This is a genomic window from Pseudomaricurvus alcaniphilus, from assembly GCF_011440395.1.
GTDB lineage: Bacteria > Pseudomonadota > Gammaproteobacteria > Pseudomonadales > Cellvibrionaceae > Pseudomaricurvus > Pseudomaricurvus alcaniphilus.
In genome coordinates this window covers 89,665-109,196 of sequence record NZ_JAAOIX010000009.1, presented here as the reverse complement: position 1 = coordinate 109,196, position 19,532 = coordinate 89,665, and the positions used below count along the sequence as shown (strand labels likewise).

Annotated in this window: 17 protein-coding genes and 1 pseudogene; 11 read left to right on the top strand and 7 right to left on the bottom strand. The window is 48.2% G+C overall.

The features are described from left to right. Positions 1-8: 8 nt before the first annotated feature. Positions 9-914: a hypothetical protein gene (locus G8764_RS16875; RefSeq protein WP_166165851.1), complete on the top strand. Its 906-nt coding sequence runs from the start codon at positions 9-11 to the stop codon at positions 912-914. A gap of 51 nt (positions 915-965) precedes the next feature. On the opposite strand, the gene G8764_RS16870 is transcribed toward G8764_RS16875, so the two are convergent. The 4 genes from G8764_RS16870 to G8764_RS16855 all read right to left on the bottom strand — a co-directional run bounded on the left by G8764_RS16870 (position 966) and on the right by G8764_RS16855 (position 4,237). Further along, positions 966-2,258, bottom strand: a complete 1,293-nt coding sequence (locus tag G8764_RS16870) for an SGNH/GDSL hydrolase family protein (RefSeq protein WP_166165850.1) — start codon at positions 2,256-2,258, stop codon at positions 966-968. Between the two features lie 423 nt (positions 2,259-2,681). Then, entirely contained in the window at positions 2,682-3,239 is a 558-nt protein-coding gene (locus G8764_RS16865; protein ID WP_166165849.1) for a carboxymuconolactone decarboxylase family protein, read from the bottom strand. Between the two features lie 24 nt (positions 3,240-3,263). Beyond that, positions 3,264-3,632, bottom strand: a complete 369-nt coding sequence (locus tag G8764_RS16860; RefSeq protein WP_166165848.1) for a cupin domain-containing protein — start codon at positions 3,630-3,632, stop codon at positions 3,264-3,266. Between the two features lie 20 nt (positions 3,633-3,652). Beyond that, the gene (locus G8764_RS16855; RefSeq protein ID WP_166165847.1) at positions 3,653-4,237 is read right to left on the bottom strand and encodes an NAD(P)H-dependent oxidoreductase; all 585 of its coding nucleotides are present in this window, start codon (positions 4,235-4,237) and stop codon (positions 3,653-3,655) included. Positions 4,238-4,374: 137 nt separating this feature from the next. Here G8764_RS16855 and G8764_RS16850 point away from each other — a divergent pair, with 137 nt between their 5' ends. The 3 genes from G8764_RS16850 to G8764_RS16840 all read left to right on the top strand — a co-directional run bounded on the left by G8764_RS16850 (position 4,375) and on the right by G8764_RS16840 (position 6,999). Further along, positions 4,375-4,731 carry a winged helix-turn-helix transcriptional regulator gene (locus G8764_RS16850; protein ID WP_166165846.1) on the top strand — a complete coding sequence of 119 codons (357 nt, stop codon included), beginning with the start codon at positions 4,375-4,377 and terminating at the stop codon, positions 4,729-4,731. Between the two features lie 376 nt (positions 4,732-5,107). Beyond that, a complete protein-coding gene (locus tag G8764_RS16845) occupies positions 5,108-6,289 on the top strand; it encodes a hypothetical protein (protein ID WP_166165845.1) in 1,182 nt (393 codons plus the stop codon). After that, a complete protein-coding gene (locus G8764_RS16840) occupies positions 6,286-6,999 on the top strand; it encodes a hypothetical protein (RefSeq protein WP_166165844.1) in 714 nt (237 codons plus the stop codon). The genes G8764_RS16845 and G8764_RS16840 overlap by 4 nt, the downstream gene beginning before the upstream one ends. A gap of 1,193 nt (positions 7,000-8,192) precedes the next feature. Here G8764_RS16840 and tnpA read toward each other — a convergent pair. Further along, positions 8,193-8,387 (bottom strand): annotated as a pseudogene (gene tnpA, locus G8764_RS23085) (IS66 family insertion sequence element accessory protein TnpA); the annotation flags it as partial. A 451-nt stretch (positions 8,388-8,838) separates the two neighbouring features. Between tnpA and G8764_RS16835 the strand changes: the two are divergent. Beyond that, positions 8,839-9,537: a hypothetical protein gene (locus G8764_RS16835; RefSeq protein WP_166165843.1), complete on the top strand. Its 699-nt coding sequence runs from the start codon at positions 8,839-8,841 to the stop codon at positions 9,535-9,537. A gap of 366 nt (positions 9,538-9,903) precedes the next feature. On the opposite strand, the gene G8764_RS16830 is transcribed toward G8764_RS16835, so the two are convergent. Together G8764_RS16830 and G8764_RS16825 are read right to left on the bottom strand one after the other, a co-directional pair. Continuing rightward, entirely contained in the window at positions 9,904-10,194 is a 291-nt protein-coding gene (locus tag G8764_RS16830; protein ID WP_166165842.1) for a type II toxin-antitoxin system RelE/ParE family toxin, read from the bottom strand. Beyond that, positions 10,188-10,367, bottom strand: a complete 180-nt coding sequence (locus G8764_RS16825) for a hypothetical protein (protein ID WP_166165841.1) — start codon at positions 10,365-10,367, stop codon at positions 10,188-10,190. Before G8764_RS16825 ends, G8764_RS16830 begins: the two co-directional genes overlap by 7 nt. Before the next feature lie 352 nt (positions 10,368-10,719). Here G8764_RS16825 and G8764_RS16820 point away from each other — a divergent pair, with 352 nt between their 5' ends. The 6 genes from G8764_RS16820 (at position 10,720) to G8764_RS16795 (ending at position 19,091) form a co-directional block, all read left to right on the top strand. After that, the gene (locus tag G8764_RS16820; RefSeq protein WP_166165840.1) at positions 10,720-12,708 is read left to right on the top strand and encodes an RHS repeat domain-containing protein; all 1,989 of its coding nucleotides are present in this window, start codon (positions 10,720-10,722) and stop codon (positions 12,706-12,708) included. 9 nt (positions 12,709-12,717) lie between these two features. After that, positions 12,718-13,248, top strand: a complete 531-nt coding sequence (locus tag G8764_RS16815) for a hypothetical protein (RefSeq protein ID WP_166165839.1) — start codon at positions 12,718-12,720, stop codon at positions 13,246-13,248. A 1,317-nt stretch (positions 13,249-14,565) separates the two neighbouring features. Next, the gene (locus tag G8764_RS16810) at positions 14,566-17,709 is read left to right on the top strand and encodes an RHS repeat-associated core domain-containing protein (protein ID WP_166165838.1); all 3,144 of its coding nucleotides are present in this window, start codon (positions 14,566-14,568) and stop codon (positions 17,707-17,709) included. Positions 17,710-17,720: 11 nt separating this feature from the next. Next, positions 17,721-18,182, top strand: a complete 462-nt coding sequence (locus tag G8764_RS16805; RefSeq protein WP_166165837.1) for a hypothetical protein — start codon at positions 17,721-17,723, stop codon at positions 18,180-18,182. Between the two features lie 116 nt (positions 18,183-18,298). Continuing rightward, positions 18,299-18,799 carry a hypothetical protein gene (locus tag G8764_RS16800; RefSeq protein WP_166165836.1) on the top strand — a complete coding sequence of 167 codons (501 nt, stop codon included), beginning with the start codon at positions 18,299-18,301 and terminating at the stop codon, positions 18,797-18,799. After that, positions 18,783-19,091: a hypothetical protein gene (locus G8764_RS16795; protein ID WP_166165835.1), complete on the top strand. Its 309-nt coding sequence runs from the start codon at positions 18,783-18,785 to the stop codon at positions 19,089-19,091. The genes G8764_RS16800 and G8764_RS16795 overlap by 17 nt, the downstream gene beginning before the upstream one ends. Positions 19,092-19,532 lie beyond the last annotated feature (441 nt).

Here is a 19,532-nt window from a genome sequence, read left to right as displayed (position 1 = left end):
AACTTGAAATGAAGGCCCACCTTTTTATACTGCTCTGTTGCACGGCGATCGCAGGCCTTACTGGTTGTGGATCGCAGAATCACAGGCACTATATACAATATCAGCAACAACCAGAAAATGAATCAATTGAGCATGTTGGTTTGGTTGTTGTTAATAGTGGCGAGCCTCGTTTTCTCGGAGGGCTTGAAAGTTCTGGCCCCTATCAAGGCGCTGGCGGCATGCTGTACGGACCAGGGGCTGCAGGGTTTGCGGCAATGCTTGCGGCACATGCAATTACCCAAAGTGCAGTAGATGAAGCCAAGGCAGCAGAGGCTCAAGCACAAGCAAATTTAATATTGGATAAGTATCAAAGTGTATTAGCCCGCTATACGGATAGTTATATTGCTGCAGTTAGTCTGGCATCATTGAATACTATAATTCCGGATGGGAAGTTTCATAGTATTACAGAACACCCTGAGAACTTCGGCTTTATCATCGAAATGAGCCCTGTTTTCTATATGGCGCAAGATGAAAAATCCCTGGTCCTCAAGAACGCTATCACTATCTATAAAGACCTCCCGGAAGATAAAATTGTTTACCAGAACATGATTCAAGCAATTGCCGTTACCGAAAGTTCTACCCCTTCTGATTATTGGCTGGCACAAGACGGGCAAGAGCTCTCCAGAGTCGTATCTGGCGCTATAATTAGGTCTATAGAAGCTGCAATGAAAGATGCTGGGGGGCACTTCAAGAATACAACTAAAGCACAAACAATCGCTTATAAGCTAAGCGACGTAACACACTATGAAAGAGGCACTGTGTTAATAGATGACTGCGATAAGCGAGTCGTCAGAACTTTGCGAGGCTGGATATATATCCTTCCCCAAAATATCATGTGCGGCCCTGACGAGGAAGCCGCCGCTGCAAAAATATAAATGCGGAGTATGCGGCACGGATGGCTCTGGCCTTTCTCCGACTGCTAATACTTATAGCTGCAAATGTAAGAGTCCTATAATTTTCTCAACTCGCGAAATTATTGATGAAGCTAGATCCTCAGAAATCTTCTTCCTCTGTTTACTCTTCACCTTTTTAATAAGACTTTCGAATTTTTTTATCGCGGCTTGATCATTTTTGGGGTTGTGATCTTCGAGCTTTTTCATGGCACTCTTAAACTTCTTCAGTATAGGTTTTCCGGTTTTAGCATCTATCTCAGTGATTTGCAGTCTCAGGCGCTCTAGCATGTCTGGAAGCAATTGCGTTGACATGCGATCAGCCATTATCTTGTGAACGGCAGTAGTCGGATGCTCCTGATCCCAGAAAGCGTATTCTTGCGGCTTGTCGCACACGGTGATGCTTTCACTAACCACTGGGGCGACAAAGCCCGAGTAACATTGCCCGGTAACATTGGTAAAGCCAAATGTCTCCGGATGAATTGAAATCTCGGTGGTCAAGTTGTAAAAGTCATAATGAATAACGTTGACGCCTTTGGCTTCTTTGGTGGTCAGCATCGTTTTCAGGAGGCTGTTGTATTGCACAGAAATCTGAGTCGCCAAGCCAGACAGCTGGGAATTAACTAACCCAGGAACTATGCCCAGATTTGGCAAGTTGGGAACCAGGATCTCCTGTGCTCCCGCGGCTATCAGCGTATCAATCGTCTGTTCGACCCCCAATAACACACCGAACAACCAGCTTTCGAGAGTGTTTTCGCTGGATGGCAGGACTCCAACGGCTAGCATTAATACAGTTTCAGACAAATCGTTTGAACCGGAAAAAACCACATAGAGTGCGTCCGGATCAATCACGCCCAGTGTTTCGAATGCGGTTGTCTGACCCTGCAATGTCCAGGGGAATGCATCTTCCGGGAAGAGATCACCTTGCAGCCCGGGGATTATACTTGTGAGAGCTTGTACCTCAGGTGGTTTCGTACTATTGAGCTCGACAATATTGTGCTTGTTTCGAGTTCCACCGTAGGCAAAATTATTACCACCATGGAGGGTGGGCAGCGAGTACATGTCCAGATTTTCTGCGAATAGATCAACCCAGTTTTTCCCGTTTGTGAAGCGCCCGAAGGTGCCGCCATCGTCTGAATAGTAGTCTTTTCGGGGGACTCCATTGTCAGCGCCCGGGATCAGCGAATCGGATGCCGCGAAAAGGTTACCCTGATCCGACAGGCTGTCTCCGAAAAGATAAATCGTGGAAAAGACGCCAGCGTTGGTGGTCGTGGAAGCGGCGATTACAGCCGCAAAGAAACTTGCGCAAATAGATTTTTGAAAATACACGGTTCAGCTCCTTTGAGTGCATACTTTATCTGTAGTAAATCGAATAATGGCATGTCACTAATAGCGCTTGTAACTCGGCTATATAACAAATGACGAAGTGGCTGCTCTCTTTAATATTCCATTCTTTAATTGTAATAACCCGGAGTCGTGGACGACATCTCCTTGAGGCTAAATGAGTTGTGGAATCATATGTGGGGCACTCTCACTATATGCTCACATCAAAGGAGACACGAGCATTAATTGAAAGCAATTAAAAAATAACGTCGTGTAAATCAGCACAAACCGGGTCAGATTGGCTACTGGCAACGGCGCCCGCTAGCAGCACTCGTTTGTGCTGCGCGCGGGTTTCGCTTGAAGGTTGTACCCAAGTAATGAATGCAGTGCCGTCCGGTTTATATTGAGTGTTCGTCAACTACTTATTCTTTAACGTTGAGTTGGATGAGTCCATGCATACTTTTGGAAGGCCTCATCAGGCTCGGTATGGGCTATGGCATTGGTGAAGTTCGAAATAAGTTTCGAAGCGAGTCCAGTCAATACTTCTAAAGCCTGACGTTTGGTATACCCTGCATAGATGAAGGCTTGAAGCTGCTCGTCCCCTATGTGGCCACGGTTATCCAACAATGCTCTGGTGTAATCATGGAGCGCCTGAAGCTTTGTATCCGGAATCCGGGTGCCCTCTCGCAATGCATCAATCACATCATCTGGCATTTTAGCTGCGTGCATCATCCAGGTATGCCCAGGAACGCAGTAGTGGCAGTTGTTTTCAAAATTGGCTGTCATAAATATCACTTGCTGCTCGATCGGCGACAAGGTGGTTTTCTTCATGAACAGGTTGAACAGCGTGTTATAGGCTTCATAGCTAGCGGGTGCTTCCGCTAATATTCTATGTAGGTTAGGCACCATGCCGAAGCCTTTTAAGGAGGCTTTCATTAGTGCTTTGGATTCTTCCGGTGCATTATCAACATCATAGTAGGTAAACATAAATACTCCTCGGAGATAACTTAACTATTTTTGCTCAACAATAATGGCGATGACTTCTGTATCACCTGTATTGCTTACTTGGTGCGCCCAGGCTTCATGCCACATCACATGGCCGTCAGGAATATCAGCAACAAAGGATTTTCCATTTTTCTCGGTAATCGTTATCTGGCCACCTTTTTGAATGTAGACCGTTTCGTTATGGTGCCGGTGAGCGTGATCAGCATCTCCAGGCTTCAGCACCATTTTTAGAACCAGTACGTGCTCATTCTCCATAACAAGATTGTAGTGCTCTGGCGAAGCAATATGCGCTAAAGAAAATTCCTGGGCACTTGAAACTGATGCGATCATGGCTAGTGCCAATCCTGAAAGCGCCTTCCTAAATTGTGGATCCATAAGTTTGACTACAATCTGGATTAAAAATTTTCTTGAATGTGAGCAGAGAAACGTTTGAAGTCATTTTCGGCTTCTGCGTTTTTCATCACATCGAAACTGGCGAAAGTTGGTAACGGCTGCATACCAAAGAAGCGGAAGTTTATATGCATGGGGAAAAATAGGTCATCCACGCTTTTACCTTGAAACAGATATTCACTTTCATCATCAAATGCTTCTTTTGGGGCGTTGAATGTCAAAGACAGCATGTATTTTTTTCCAGTGAGCGTACCGCCTGCGCCGTAGTTCTTCTTGGGCGTGTCTTCATGGCGACCATCACCATTGCACAATTGACCCCCCATGCCTGCGGTATAGACTTCATCCATATATTTCTTAAACGTCCAAGGTACCCCCATCCAATTCACAGGCGTTTGGAGAATGATGGTGTCAGCCCACTGATGGTTTTTTAGTTCAGTTGCTACATTCCATTCTTCATCGATATTAACGATACGCGTTTCGTGATCTTTGGCTTGTAGTAGTTCATCTGCCATTTGAACCAGAGCGCCGTTTAGACGACCTTCTGAAAATGGGTATTTGTGATGTGCGTTAATAATCAAGATATTGCTCATGTCTTCTTTCCTCGCATTGAACGAACTTTTGAACAAGAAGTAGTGGTTAGTTAATTGCTGCAGGTATAGTATTGTTACCTATAATATATAATCAATTAGTATACTTTTAGTAACCTTAAAAAAGTTGAGCAAAAAGCATGAAAAGTCGCGTAGAAACAGATAGTTACGGTCGGAAAAAAGTTTATGACGCATGTATGGAGCCCTGTGCGATTGAAAAGGGTATGCGCTTCATCGGCGGGAAATGGACTGGCTCCATCATTTATCACCTCAAAGATGGGCCTGTACGGTTTAATGACTTGACCAGGATGTTGGGAGGCGCGAGTAAGAAAATGATTGACCAGCGCCTCAAAGAACTTGAAGGGCGTGGCATGGTAATACGAACTGTAATCAGCGATCGCCCTGTAGCGGTTACTTATGAGCTAACCGAATTTGGGCGTTCTGCTCTGGATATTCTTGATCAGTTGAGGGTGTGGTCTGAGCTTAATGAGCTGTGAGCCCTGGTAAACATTGGCTCTACATCATTAATGGGGGCACCGGCATTCATTAATCTGATTTTGCGACGATCAATTTAATGGAGAGCGCCGATGTCCCACGGGGATAAGTAGGGTCAGATGAGACTTTGTCGCGAGGCTGTATCAAAATCTGTGGAGCTGCCTATCATTAACCCCATAAATGGGTAAGGATAGGCAGGCTATGAATGCAAAAGTTTCATCTGACCCCACATGATTTTTCAGTATTTTTGCAGTAGTTGGCTTGAATAGATATTTACAAATAGCCAGTGTCTGATTTTAGGAGTAGGCTCAGTTTTAAAGTAGGCTAAAAGCAATAAGGGTTTTGATCCTTCCTTTACTCCGCGAGAAGGAGTTTAAAATGACATTCCTCCAAGCTCCGCTGCTTAAAATCCTGTTTCTACTTGTTTTGTTCCTGGCATCGACCCCGGGTCAAGCACTGAACAGCACTAATGCTAAATGGCTCGTATTCGACCGGCAAGGAGACATCACCCTCGGCAGTGCCAAAAAGTGGCAACGGGACTGGACCCATGCAACAGTTCTGCGACACAACCTGCTATTGGTATATGACCGCAACAGCGGCAACGCCAAGACCGCTGTCATCAGCCACGATGGTACCCTGCAGCAGCCGCACACTTACAAGTGGACCACTATCTGGTCAGATATCATGCCGGCGAATTTTCTCAACGGCGTCGATGCCAATGTCGTTCTCTACAGCCGCGATACCGGTGACTTCAAGGCGTTCAAACTCGAAACAAACAAGGCCACATTGCGGTTTTCACAAACTATTCCAAACCTCATTACCAACACCGACCAGGCGAAGGGATGGGACATTGTCGTTCCATTTAATTACTCTGGCGTCAGCCGCGTCTTGTTTTACCAGCGCAGTACCGGCACCGCGCAGTTTTACAAATATTCCAGTCAAAGCAAGACCCTGGAGCTTCAATCCACCACGATCATTAGCAGCTATTGGGATCAAATAGCGGCAGGCAATTTTGACGACGATGACGATCAGGAACTGGTGCTGCACAACCAGGATGGTGGGGAGGTGCGGATCTGGGACCCGTACGCGAAGACTGTCAAGGACCTGCCCAACGCCGGCATCGCCCATACGGCTTTGCTGGGGGTGGGCGAGCACTACGGTGGCGAATCGCGCAGCGACATTCTGCTCTATCAGGCTCACTACCGATTATCCGAGGATTGCGGGAAAGCCCAGATGAATCCGGTATTGATCGTCGGCAAGCCCCGTACCGGCAGCGATTCTTCGTGCCATGGCGGCGGGCGAGCGATTTTGTATGTTGACAACAAGAGTGGTGACTACGGCATCAAGAGCATCGACACCGGATGGCGCTCCGACTGGACTCACCTGATCGCCAACAACTACAGCTTTGGCCTGTACAGCAATGCCCGGTCGGTCAAGCTGCACTTCGTAGTAGCCGGCTTGAAAACGACCTGGCCGCTGACGAGTTCACCAACTCGGGTATCCAGCGCTGGATTGAGGGCGCCAACCGCACCTTTGCCGCCGCCGGCATCGAGTTTATGAATGCGGCTCAAACAGTCACCCAGAACCAGGACCTGGCCGATTTTAGTTGTGGGAAAAGCCGCAATCCGCTCAATGCCTGGTCAGCAACCAATATTCCCTCGGACTCGATTCCGATCATCATCCCCCACAGCAACAATAAGGGCTGCTCCAGTGGTCGGGCCAACTTCATTGCCATGACCAGACCGACTGGAATCCGACTCAATGGCCAGGATGCTGACAGCACCTATGTAGAGTGGTACCGCGGTAACAGCACAGTCACTCACGATCGTCCCTCACCGCGCGGACTCGCCCATGAACTCGGTCACTTCTTCCAGCTAGCTCATGCCTATCGCACTGCCAAAACAACAAAGTCGGCAATTGAAACGATGCTGAAAAACGAAGAGACCGCGACCAACCATGCCTCGATCCACAATCTCGACGGCGATCGCTACGCCACAACTGCGTGCAGCGGAAAAGGCGGCTGCTATTTGGCCACCCATGACACCATGCCGGCCTTCTCGGAGGGGTTCTGGGATAACCAGGGTGTTGACCGCTGCGATGACGGCCCAAAGTATTCGTTTTCGTCCAACTTCGCGACATTCAAATACAGCGCCGCACCACACGATGTTATGAGCTATATTCGCTGTGATCGCACCAATGTGTTGAGCAAGGACCAGGTTCGCGCAGTGCGGCAATCCCTGTACGGGTTGCGCAACGCCCTGATTCAATGACCTGAAACACTATCAACTGCCGGAGGGAAAAAGGGGACGCAACCATTTTCGGAAAAAGGGGGAGCTTCACAATGAGACTTTGTCGAGAGGCAGTATCAAAATCTGTGGAGCTGCCTATCATTAACTCCACAAGTGAGTAAGGATAGGCAGGCTAAGAAAGCAAAAGTTTCATCTGACCCCACTTAATACCCTCTGCATTCTCAGCATTGGCTCAATTCCTGAAAGGTAGCATCTGGGGAGTAAGTGACATCCACTCATAGCTACACTGCTCAGCTAGAACTTCACTTAATTCAGGGTGACGTGGCACCTTGCTCTCATTGAAATATAACGCCCACATTTGGAGCTGTAGAAAAGTGCAGCGGGACGCAGATCCCAGCCCCGCAGGGGCTAACAACATGCGCTTGTTAGGGTTTGGGACTTGCAGAACTGATACACCAAAAGAGCCAACAAGCAAACTTACCTACTTGCCTTTCGACAGTGCATTTCCTCGGCCGCCTCCAGATGGGTTGCCTGATGTGCTAGGCCAATTTCCACCAGGACTGGGATGGCTTGACGTGCCACGACCACCGCCACCACCTTCACCTGATCCACGACCTTTTGAACCACTGCTGCCTTTAGCCATAACAAAATCCCTCTTTTATGTGTTGCCTGAAGTAGTAATGTAAACATTCATCGCAGGCACAACGGATGACCGAATTTATATTACCACCCCGATGATGAAGTCGTTACAACGACTAACTCTAATAGAGTTCTCATTTAAATTATTCTCAAGATCCTGAAGGGTCAAGCTTTTTGCACCCGCGGCGTCATTTACCGCTTTACAAATACGGATAGTGAATACTGTAACCATGCGCGGATTCTGAAGTTTCCTTCTGTAGCGCCTGTGTATTACCCCAGAACTCGGGGCAGTGTAGTGCAGGCATAACTCAATTTTATCGACGCGCTCGGCGACTCGACGCCAGTCTATGCCGCACAAGGCCTCGCTCGGGTGCTAGCGTCAAGGCGTCAGGTACGACAAGTAGATTCCAGATTGCTAGTTTTCCAGGTTTGCTGAAAACCTGCCGATCTGGGAAATTTACCTGGCAGGGCTGTCTGCCGCATCTCGCCAGACTTCGCCGACACTGCCCCACTCTCCCCGCCGGGGGTGACCCATGGCCCTACCCATGCCTCGGTTCCAGTTCGCTCTCAGACTGTCACTCTGGAGAGACTCGGGCCGACAGCGAGGCGACCGGTTGGTGGGGTCCAGGGGTCGGTGGCTGGCTCAGGAGACGGCCGAATTTGACCCGGTTGAATCCAGTGCGCCAATAGGCAAGCTGGGTAAAAGACAAGTCGCGCTCTTCGCAGTAAACTTTCTGAGTGACCTGGCTCTTGCGCCAATCATTGATACGGCCCCGCCAAAACTACTCCTTTTGTTCTGATGTCATACGGTGGTTCTCCATTGGTCAGTGAAGTCAAGCCGTAACAGCAGCCAGGGTCAGGTTGAAGATGGGGTTTATTGATCGCCTACGGAATTTGACCCCGAGAGTACTGTTGAAACCCCGAGACAGGGTTTTGGCAGTTTTGGCGAAAGCGGTAGTGAACAGGGTAGTTTGAGCGAGGGGTATCTCTCGGACCGCTTCTGGACCGCCTCCTCAATTTATCAATGAGTTACAGGAAGTTGTGTCTTTGTGACGGATTTGTCTGGTAGTGCAGGCTTTCGATTTCAATCAACAGGGTAATCCCCCCGCACTAGAAGGCAATTTAAGGGCGAGAGTATGACATGCTATATTGGAAAGGGTTAGAAACTATCACCGCTACTCGCGGGGTGCTCCTCAAGCCGCCTGTTTTAGGGAGAGTTTCATGAATAATATTGATGATAAGACAAATGTCACTCAGAGTAATGCTCGACTGATAACAGTGTTTCTAGTTTCAGCGTTAGTGATAGTAATCTGGATCTGGGCACTCAATTGGGTGTTCGGCAGATACGCTGAAACCAATTACTTTGTCTGGTTTATCAACTACGGCGCGCCAATCAGTATTATGACTTCGTTCATGGCTCTCGTCTGGGACGGCTTAAAAGACAGGGAGGCGTTGCTCTCCATACATCCCGGTGAGTTTATAGCTGCATGCGTGTCATTAACCGCTATTTTCTTTTTTGCCATCACAGCAAATTTGGCCAATTCAAAAAGTGGAGATGGGCGTGACCTGATTACGAGGCTAGAGAGTCGCTGGGATTCTCTGGCGGGAAAAAGCATGTTATTCATGATGGGGCTTACGGTGATTGGTTGGGTTATTGTAGTTTCTCCGCTTATCTACCTATTAAATATAGTTACGGGCGCCCCGGTTCGTCGAGAGCTAAGAGGTTCCGGGCTTCGTCTGGTGATTGACCCCAATGCGCCAAGGTTAGAAGTGAATAGATCGATTCGGTATCAAAAAAAGGCGCAAGCGATTCCAAAGGGGTTTATTGATGTATCTCTAGGTAAGCAGCCTTTTGCCGTAACCAATGCACTCAATGCCGCGGTGTTATTTTTGGCAAGCCAGTTATTACCGTATATTTAGGATTTACGCACTTTGGCTCTTCATCATTAACGGGGGACACCGGCATTCATTAATCTGATTTTGCGACGATCAATTTAATGGAGAGCGCCGATGTCCCATGGGGATAAGTAGGGTCAGATGAGACTTTGTCACGAGGCTGTATTAAAATCTGTATAGCTGCTTATCATTAACCCCATCAGTGGGTAAGGATAGGCAGGCTATGAATGCAAAAGTTTAATCTGACCCCACTTAATTTGGTTGAGGGTTATGAGGCTGGTAACGTCAGGGGCTTTCCAGTTGTTATTGGACCCTGTGCGCAGACTGTTTGGAATCAGGGTCTATTAGACGACAATAACCTTGGCCGGTGGTATTGCATCAAATATTAATCTAAGGCAAATCCTCTGGCGCAAAATCCCGCCGTTTGTGGATCACAGCCAGCACATAACATTGCTCATTTTTAACTTCGTACATAATCCGGTAGGAATAAATGTGCAGTTCCTGAATCTCAGGCTTACCGACTTCGGGCACCATCTTCCCGATGTCGGGGAGCTTGTTCAAAATATCGGTTTTCTCCCGAATCTCTTGAGCCACTTTCCTGGCGTAGTGTTTGGAATCCTCGGCAATAAAATCATGGATATGTTTTAAGTCCGCTCTGGCGGGCTTTGTCCATATCACCATGAATCAATATCTCGCTCCAATTCCTTGCTGGTGAGGGTGTCTCCACGTTCTACCGCTTCCAGCCCCTTGCGTACCTTATCGAGCACGTACAGCCGGTACATAATCTCTTCCATGTCGGCATTCTCGGGAGCCTGGTTGATCGCATCTAAAGCATCTTGTTTTGCGGCTTGCATGGGGTTGCCTCTCAAAGGTTAGGCGCTGGCAGCGTCATCAAAGGGTTGAAGTACAGATTGCATTTACTGTTTGGCAATCATGGCATCAATGATTCTAATTATGACTTTTTGGTCATCATCGTCAAGCGATCCACTACCCGGAAGCGTTTAAACCATCGGGGGTTGGCCAAGGGGTTGACTTCCGCCGGGTGGCCGGTCACCAGGTAGTCTATCGTAGAAAGACTAAGGACACGTATTCATAAATCCCAAGATGTAGTGTTATTCTTTGTTGTAGTGGCTAGATAGGCTTTTCAGGAAAGTCATCAAGCAGCGGCCATGCCGCTGTTTTTGCGTCTGGCTCGCGGTGAGTGCTTTGTCATTCGACCTAAAATCCACTCTATGTATGGACCTCCGTGGCAACGTCACCGAGTGGGTCAGCGGCAATGGTTTGACGTCGAATCGCTACTACGACCCGGCCACCGGCAGGCTGAAAACGCTGGATACATCGATGCTGGCGAGCTTTGGTGTGGTGCAGGATCACGAGTACGACTGGGACGACATCGGCAACTTGACCGAGCGCACCAGAACGACGGGGTCAAACACACTCCAGGAAACCTTTGTGTACGATGGCTTGAATCGACTCAGGCACGTCAAAGTCGGGGGTGCCATCCAGCAGAATATCCAGTACTACAAAAACGGCAATATCAAATCCAAAACCGGCGTCGGTACCTACACCTACGGCAACAATGCCGGACCCCACGCCGTCACCAATACGTCCACGGGTAACATCAGTTACACCTACGACGCCAACGGCAACATGACGTCGGATACCTCCGGGCGCAGCCTGCAGTACACCACCTTCGACAAGCCAAAGTTAATCAGCAAGGGTGGCCACACTACCGAATTCAAGTATGGTCCGAATCGCGCCCGCTACCTGCGCACCGATACCGACTCCAATGGCACCACGGTGACCCGCTATATCGGCAGTGTTGAAAAGGTCACCAAGGCGGATGGCAGCCAGGTGATCAAGCGCTATATCGGTGATGCACTGGTCACAATTTCAAAAAGCAGCAGTGGTACCGAAACCGCAAGAACCACCCAGTACCTCTACAAGGATCACCTGGGCTCGCTGGATGTGATTGTTGAGGGCGGCAATACGCAGGAGTATCGATTTGACGCCTGGGGACAGCGAATCAACCCCAGTACGTCTGCCGTCTTGGCGAATATTGCAACGGACATCAACTTCTCGGTGGCGAATATAGCGACCACGAGGGGCTTCACCGGCCGTGAGATGCTGGATCAGGTGGGGCTGATTCATATGAATGGGCGGATTTATGATCCGAGACTTGGGAGGTTTTTGCAGGCAGATCCGTTTGTCCAATTTTTGGATAACACGCAAAGTTATAATCGCTATTCTTATGTAATGAATAACCCTCTGAGATATACCGACCCTAGTGGTTACTTTAGTTTTGGCGATTTTGTAAAGTCGGTCGTTCAAACAGTGATAACAGTTGTCGTTAGTTATTACTGTCCGCCTTGTGGAGCGGCTTTGGCATATGGTTTCGCAAAAATGAATGGTGCCACGAGCGGACAGGCATTTTTTGCCGCCGCAATGGCATGGATCGGGGGGGAAATGGCGCAGCCAGGTACCACTACCGGAGTGTCGGAGGGGGGCGCAATGGCTGCGTCGGATGTTGCTAGCCAGGCAACAGCCGAGCACTTGGCAGGTAATACGGTTTCTAGTGAAGCCATAGCTGCGGGAGCAAATCAGGCAGGGTATACTCTCGAAGAAGTTGTAGTTACTGCCACAAGAGAAAGTGCCTTTAATTCTGGCATAGCTATTCAAGTTGCTGGAGTGGGTTTGGCTGGCTTAACACCAGCGAATTTTGAGCAGCCAACAGCCGTTAAAGATAATTCGTCATGTACGGGACGGCCTTGTAATAATGCAGGAGCTAGAAGCAAACAGAGCCATTTTGCGAGGAATGTAGAAAACGATCAATTTTTAAAAGATGAACGCTTGTATGGAAGGAATGACTTAACTATTGATGAAGTTGAAGGGGCAGGAGAATATGGAATGAAACAAGCTTCGCCAAGTGAAACAAAATTTCACAGGAACGGACCAGGTAATGAACATAACCTAAAATATACCAGTAAAGTTGCAAGAAGAGAGAACTGGTGGCAGAGGGAAATTTCAAACCGCTATGGCCGTTATGAAATCATTCTGCGCCCAAATGATAATGGCACATTCACACATGTTACAGAGTCTCTTAATATGGGAACATTAAACTATGGAAGTAACCCGCTTACACACTTTACTCGAGATATAGTTCCGTATTGGCGACATGGGAACACACCCCAGTAATAGGTGATAATGATGAAGACTTTTTCATTGGTAGGATTAGGAGTGCTCTTAGTGTCCCTGTTCGGTTGTAGAGAAGTTCACCATTATGGTTATAAATACTATGAGCAACAAATGCTCGGAGGGGTGTTTAGTATTGATGTGGTGGGACGCTATGGTGAGAACTATGAGGAAGGTGAAAGGAAGTTTCTGGATTGGGGGTTTCCATATAACATTCACTTTGGCTTTCGATTTGCTGATGGGGAAATTTCAAGGTTAGAGATTATCAATATCCAATTAATTGGCGTAGATGATAATAAGAAATACACTTTGGGAGATGTTGGCACTAATAGAGTTAGAGATTATTCAGGTAAAAAACTGCTAAGAGTGGCAGTTGGTCCCCTGATAAAGGAAAATTATCAATATCAAGACTATTTATTAAAAGCTACCATTGTGTTTCATGGATCTAGTGGGATTGAAAAGCTGGACTTATCCGTAGTTCTAGAAAAAGAATTTCGCACTGAATCAAGAAGTGACTGGTTCGATGAAAGTACAAGTATTTAGCGGAGGAATAAAAGGATAGGTTTAGTGGCAACCAAGAACGATTTTCAGTTCATATTGCATTAGTTCATACTGCGTGTTGAAAAAACATCCTATTTCTCGAGAATTTAGGCACCTAAATGAGAGTGCCTTTTTCTTCAATTACACTACCCGATCCCAGTCGTACCAGCGGCTTCGACTTTGTAATTTCTGATCAACGGCTCTTCCCTATTTGGATAAACTCCGTTCAGTTGGGCCTGGGTTGTACGTAAATACGTAGATAGAAGGGCTGTCTGGAGGGGCATTTCGTAGCATATTGGCAAAAATTGGGTGGTGGTCTCTATCAGTACAGCCATCAGTAATTCTATTCAAGTCGCTCCATGCTACATCGCAAACGCTATCTTTCGCGAAATTTGCTGTGGGGTCAGATGAAATTAAAGGCGCGACCAGCGCCTTTTTTGTGCAAGTGAGCCAGCGGGGCGTTCAGGTGATTCCAGTACACCTGTTCACATGCGGCCAGCACAGTGTGAAAATCCGTCCAGCGCTCGCAGCTGCATATACGGCCGGGCTTGAACAGACTCGCTGTAAGAATTTATTTGTCTGTGTTGTTTTGATCTGAACGATACACCGATATAACTGCACGGATGGAGAAGAGCGAGCTCCAGATGAGGATCAGGAGGGTGCTAACGTCCGGGCAATCCCCAGTTGCCATTGAGCCCTATGCACTGGCTGATCGCTAGGAATCAGCGCCACTGTCTCCCCTCAGGCCTAACCCGGTTACCTGCCGATTGTAAGCGACGAGTACCAGATCCCCAGGTGTGACCCGGCAATGTACCAGTGAAGAAATAACCTCAGAAGCAAACAGGCAGCAGCGGTAACGAGTCCCTCTGCCCCTCTCTCCGCCTCGCCTCGCCCCCAGTGGGTCAGCCATGCCCCAGCCCCAGTTTCCCAAGAGGCGTCCACCCTGGCTGCCCTAGTGGCCGTCCCGGTGCAGGGGCAAGCCGAGTCAGTCGAATTTCCAAGGGGGTAGAAGAAGGGGAGAGGTTACTTAGCAGAGATCCCGGCACTCCATTTGGAGCGTCCGACTACAGGCCAGTCAAAATCGGCAGCTCCAACCCGAAAGTCGGGGCTCTTCATCATTAACGGGGGACACCGGCATTCATTAAACTGATTTTGCGACGATCAATTTAATGGAGAGCACCGATGTCCCACGGGGATAAGTAGGGTGAGATGAGACTTTGTCGCGAGGCTGTATAAAAATCTGTGTGGCTGCTTATCATTAACCCCATAAATGGGTAAGGATAGGCAGGCTATGAAAGCAAAAGTTTCATCTGACCCCACATGATTTGTGTAGTAATTGCCTGCGACGAACCCGGCTTGGCAGGTTGCACATTTATAGAGCATGTAAAGCAAAGTGGCGGATCTGAGGCAAAGACATACTTTGACTTGTTAGGGCGGGAGATTCGACGTGGCTCGAAAACATTTGATGGAAGCTGGTCCTACGTAGACACAGAGTATGACAACATTGGGCGAGTAAAACGAAAATCAGAGCCTCATAGCGGGACTGCACAGTATTGGACAGAGTTTGATTACGATATATTAGGCAGGCTGGTAGCTACCAAGCTTCCTGGAGTTACTGCGCCGGTCACAGTTACCTATAACGCGTTTACGACCATAACGACAAACCCTGCCGGCCAGCAGAAGACCGAAGTCAAGAATGAATTAGGTGAACTAATCGAAGTTGAAGATAATCTGGGCAGCAAGATTAATTATTTTTATGATGTGCTTGGTAACCTAGAGCGTGTAACGAATTCTGGGACTGACTTTTCCACAACAGAAATTCGTATGTGTTATGACTCCCTGGGGAGAAAAGTCGGTATGAGAGACCCCAGTAAGGGCGGCTTCCTAGCTGGCACAAATAACACCTGCCCAGCTCCCGGTTCGTTCGCGGCAAAAACTGGCTGGTGGGTATACCAATACAATGCCTTTGGGGAACTGATCGGTCAAATCGACGCCAAGGGGCAGCGCAGTATCATGGATTACGACCAGCTGGGGCGGATGATTACCCGCGAGGACAAGACCGCAGCAGGCGTCACCGAAAGCCTAAGCACCTGGACCTACAATAATGCCACCTCAGGTAGAGCGCTTGGCGCCCTGCAATCGGTCAGTGATAGCGTCAGTGGCTATATCAAAGTCATTGGCCATGATCAGTTTGGTCGCGTCACCGAGACGGTCACCAGCCTGGCCGCCAACGATAACCACTATGAATACGTCATGTACGACGACTACGGCCGTGTCTCGCGAGTCTACGATGCCGCCGGTGACGGCAGCTGGGAAAGCGAAGGCATTACCAACGTGTACAATATCCACGGCTACCTGCATAAGGTCGTGGAAGCCGGCCCCGGTTCTGCCACCTATTACCAGGTCAACGCCATGGACCTCCGTGGCAACGTCACCGAGTGGGTCAGCGGCAATGGTTTGACGTCGAATCGCTACTACGACCCGGCCACCGGCAGGCTGAAAACACTGGATACATCGATGCTGGCGAGCTTTGGTGTGGTGCAGGATCACGAGTACGACTGGGACAATATCGGCAACCTGACCGAGCGCACCAGGACGACGGGGTCAAACACACTCCAGGAAACCTTTGTGTACGATGGCTTGAATCGACTCAGGCACGTCAAAGTCGGGGGTGCCATCCAGCAGAATATCCAGTACTACAAAAACGGCAATATCAAATCCAAAACCGGCGTCGGTACCTACACCTACGGCAACAATGCCGGACCCCACGCCGTCACCAAAACGTCCACGGGTAACATCAGTTACACCTACGACGCCAACGGCAACATGACGTCGGATACCTCCGGGCGCAGCCTGCAGTACACCACCTTCGACAAGCCAAAGTTAATCAGCAAGGGTGGCCACACCACCGAATTCAAGTATGGCCCGAATCGCGCCCGCTACCTGCGCACCGATACCGACACCAATGGCACTACGGTGACTCGTTATATCGGCAGCGTTGAAAAGGTCACCAAGGCGGATGGCAGCCAGGTGATCAAGCGCTATATCGGTGATGCACTGGTCACAATTTCAAAAAGCAGCAGTGGTACCGAAACCGCAAGAACCACCCAGTACCTCTATAAGGATCACCTGGGCTCGCTGGATGTGATTGTTGAGGGTGGCAATACGCAGGAGTATCGATTTGACGCCTGGGGACAGCGCATCAACCCCAGTACGTCTGCCGTCTTGGCGAATATTGCAACGGACATCAACTTCTCGGTGGCGACTATAGCGACCACGAGGGGCTTCACCGGCCATGAGATGCTGGATCAGGTGGGGCTGATTCATATGAATGGGCGGATTTATGATGCGAGGCTGGGGAGGTTTTTGCAGGCAGATCCGTTTATACAGTTCCCTGATAACACACAAAGCTACAACCGTTACTCTTATGTAATGAACAACCCATTGGTCTATACAGACCCTAGTGGCTACTTTAGCTTTAAAGATGTAGTGAAGGTTGTCGCGGTAGTTGTTATATCGGTTGTTACATACGGGGCTGCATCAGCTTGGGCTGCTGGGGCTATGGCAGGAACTTCAATAGGATGCTCAATGGCGGCATCCTCATTCATAGCCGGGGCAGTCGGAGGTGCTGCCGCTGGTTTTGCTGCCGGTGTGTCGTCGGCAGCCTTTAGCGGGGCTAGTCCGTCTGAAGCACTGAGGTCTGGGTTCAATGGAGCACTATATGGAGGCATTTCTGGTGGCCTGTTCGGTGCCATAGGAAGTTCATATATGGGGCTAGGTGGTAAGGCATTAGCTCATGGTATGACCGGCGGAATTATGAGTGACTTACAGGGCGGTAAGTTTGGTCATGGTTTCCTGAGCGCTGGTTTGACTAAGCTGGCTAATGTAAACCGGATCATGCCAAATGACGCTGGCAGCTATGCAGATACCGTTCGGGTAATGAGTGCGGCTGTTCTTGGCGGGACTATCTCTGCTGCAACTGGTGGTAAGTTCGCAAATGGGGCAACCACTGCAGCCTTCGCAACGATGTTCAATGAGGCGGCGGGCGCTGCGCGTCGTAGTCAAAGGCAAGCACTTCAAGCTAGAAGGGCACAATTCAATAAGTTCATGGGCTTTGTTCGAGCGCAAGGTGTCGAGCGTGGCGCTAGTGATGACTTTATATTTGAACAAATTGCGTCCGATCTGAGTGACCTTCCGGATGTTATTCTGGACGACTGGGAACCTGGGGGAATCTATGCTCCGCTTGTCGACGATTTAGGTGATCATGTATTTAACCAAAGGTTGCCAGGAGGCTATCACCTGACAGTCGATCATGATATTCCTGGTGTTCAGTTGCATTACGATGCCCATGATCCAATGGCTGGTCCGCTGGAAAACATCATGCACGGTTTTGAAGTTTGGGATGTTAAGCAAGGGAATATAAATAAAGTGTATAGAAATGATTATCCAGATTGGGGGCAATAATGATGCGGAGCATGGCCAGACTGTTTTCTATATTTGTGTTGCTTTCATCCTTGAGCGTAATGGCTATGAGTGGTAAGCCTTCAGAGCCAGCGTTCTCCCAAAAGGTTTTTCTTAAACAGGGAGTTTTGCTGGATGAAGAAATTGTATTGAAAGATGATGCATACTATGAAGTTACGATGTACTTTTACAAAGTAGAAAGCTCTGACCGAAAGAAATGGTCGGCTCAGCTACCAGCTAGAATCTATGTCTATGATTCAGCCTCAAACCTTAACTATTCAAGTGTTGTTAAAGAGTTAAATATGGATCAAGGGTACTTAGGTGAGTCGGTCTTGGCTTTCCATACCAATGATTTTAAACGAACGGATAGCTTACGGCTAAAAGTGGAAATAGTTAATTTGGATGATGATATCCGGCGGCGATTTTCGGAGGTTCAGATTATTATCAAAGAGCTGAGGTCGACGTTCTTTGATTGATCTTTAGCGGTAAGTTCGCAAATGGAGCTTCAACTGGTGCTTTTAGCGCAGTCGTAGCCGGATTAGTAACTTACTTCAGCGCTCCTTCAGTGCCTTCACCGAAAATGAATACAAGTGTGCCTGCTAAAGATATTGAATTAACCCCTGTGGAAGAATCAATTGACTTGACCAAGCAACCATATTCGCAGCGAGACAAGGCAGTACCAAAGCCTTTGATTTATAGGGATGTGCCTCAGGCTAGTACGTTTTCAGTAGTAGATATATGGGAGGCTCTTCCTTATAGCGATACCCCTCTTTATAGTTCTGGGCCATTAAGAAATGAGCTGTTACCAGGAACAGGGATAGAATCTTATTACGACTCTCAATCCAATATGGTGAGAAATATAAATTCAAAAATTTCCTACACTAACTCTTATGTGGGGGCAATTTGTAAAGCTTGTACATACGTGACAGCTCCCGTCGGACTGTTTACTTCTACCGTAGAAGGAACATATACGGGTGATTATCTTACTGGAGCATTAGGAACTGTAGCTGGATTTGGTAACGGCCAAATTGGCTTTGCAGTTGATAATTACTTCATGTTTAGTGGTGACTCTTTAAATGACATCATCAAATAGTAGAAGATTTCTAGAGGTTTTATATTGGGCTGTATGTTTTTCTTTACTTGGCTTGAGGCTATATATTGATTGGCAAGAAGTGTCACTTCTCCAAGTAATAGTTTTTTCAATACTATTACTTGGTATCTTACAGTGGCCTTATGCCTTTATTTTTAATAAAACACTGCTAGCAAGAGGAATTATTGAATGCCGAGATGAAAAGTATGGGGAAAGGGGGATGTTGGCTGTTCTCGGTAGTGTAGTTGCAATATTAATGCTAGTTCTAGGCGCGGATACTCTCATGAATCCCTAAAAATAAAATATTGAAAGTAGGAAGTTTTCTCCGAAAAAATTTGGATCTGCCTGTTGTGCTTTTTGTCACAATTGGCGCAGGTGATCGGTTGTCGCCGGCTAGCTGGTCAGTTGGGGCCAGCGCGGGCATGTGCATATAGTGATACAACTTAACATTGCCTCGAATAGTGAGGCCAGACAAAACTAAGGCTCGACAAGCGCCTTCTTTATGCAAGTGTACCAGCAGCCTGTTCGGATCAAACCAGAGCACCCGTTCAGATGCGGCCAGCGCAGTGTGCAAATCGGTCCAGCGCACTCAGCTGCGTATACTGCAGGACTTGAACAGGCTCGCTGTTAGAATTTATTTGTCTGTGTTGTTTTGGTCTGAACGACTCACCGATTTAACTGCACAGATGGAGTGGGAAGAGCTCCAATTGGGGGTCAGGAGAGTGCTAACGTCCGG

What these genes read in the sequence shown, in the direction of transcription:
- G8764_RS16875 (WP_166165851.1), top strand. Translation starts at nt 9, where the DNA reads ATGAAGGCCCACCTTTTTATACTGCTCTGTTGCACGGCGATCGCAGGC.
- G8764_RS16865 (WP_166165849.1), bottom strand. Translation starts at nt 3,239, where the DNA reads ATGTTTACCTACTATGATGTTGATAATGCACCGGAAGAATCCAAAGCA.
- G8764_RS16860 (WP_166165848.1), bottom strand. Translation starts at nt 3,632, where the DNA reads ATGGATCCACAATTTAGGAAGGCGCTTTCAGGATTGGCACTAGCCATG.
- G8764_RS16855 (WP_166165847.1), bottom strand. Translation starts at nt 4,237, where the DNA reads ATGAGCAATATCTTGATTATTAACGCACATCACAAATACCCATTTTCA.
- G8764_RS16850 (WP_166165846.1), top strand. Translation starts at nt 4,375, where the DNA reads ATGAAAAGTCGCGTAGAAACAGATAGTTACGGTCGGAAAAAAGTTTAT.
- G8764_RS16845 (WP_166165845.1), top strand. Translation starts at nt 5,108, where the DNA reads ATGACATTCCTCCAAGCTCCGCTGCTTAAAATCCTGTTTCTACTTGTT.
- G8764_RS16840 (WP_166165844.1), top strand. Translation starts at nt 6,286, where the DNA reads ATGAATGCGGCTCAAACAGTCACCCAGAACCAGGACCTGGCCGATTTT.
- G8764_RS16835 (WP_166165843.1), top strand. Translation starts at nt 8,839, where the DNA reads ATGAATAATATTGATGATAAGACAAATGTCACTCAGAGTAATGCTCGA.
- G8764_RS16830 (WP_166165842.1), bottom strand. Translation starts at nt 10,194, where the DNA reads ATGGTGATATGGACAAAGCCCGCCAGAGCGGACTTAAAACATATCCAT.
- G8764_RS16825 (WP_166165841.1), bottom strand. Translation starts at nt 10,367, where the DNA reads ATGCAAGCCGCAAAACAAGATGCTTTAGATGCGATCAACCAGGCTCCC.
- G8764_RS16815 (WP_166165839.1), top strand. Translation starts at nt 12,718, where the DNA reads ATGATGAAGACTTTTTCATTGGTAGGATTAGGAGTGCTCTTAGTGTCC.
- G8764_RS16810 (WP_166165838.1), top strand. Translation starts at nt 14,566, where the DNA reads ATGATTTGTGTAGTAATTGCCTGCGACGAACCCGGCTTGGCAGGTTGC.
- G8764_RS16805 (WP_166165837.1), top strand. Translation starts at nt 17,721, where the DNA reads ATGGCCAGACTGTTTTCTATATTTGTGTTGCTTTCATCCTTGAGCGTA.
- G8764_RS16795 (WP_166165835.1), top strand. Translation starts at nt 18,783, where the DNA reads ATGACATCATCAAATAGTAGAAGATTTCTAGAGGTTTTATATTGGGCT.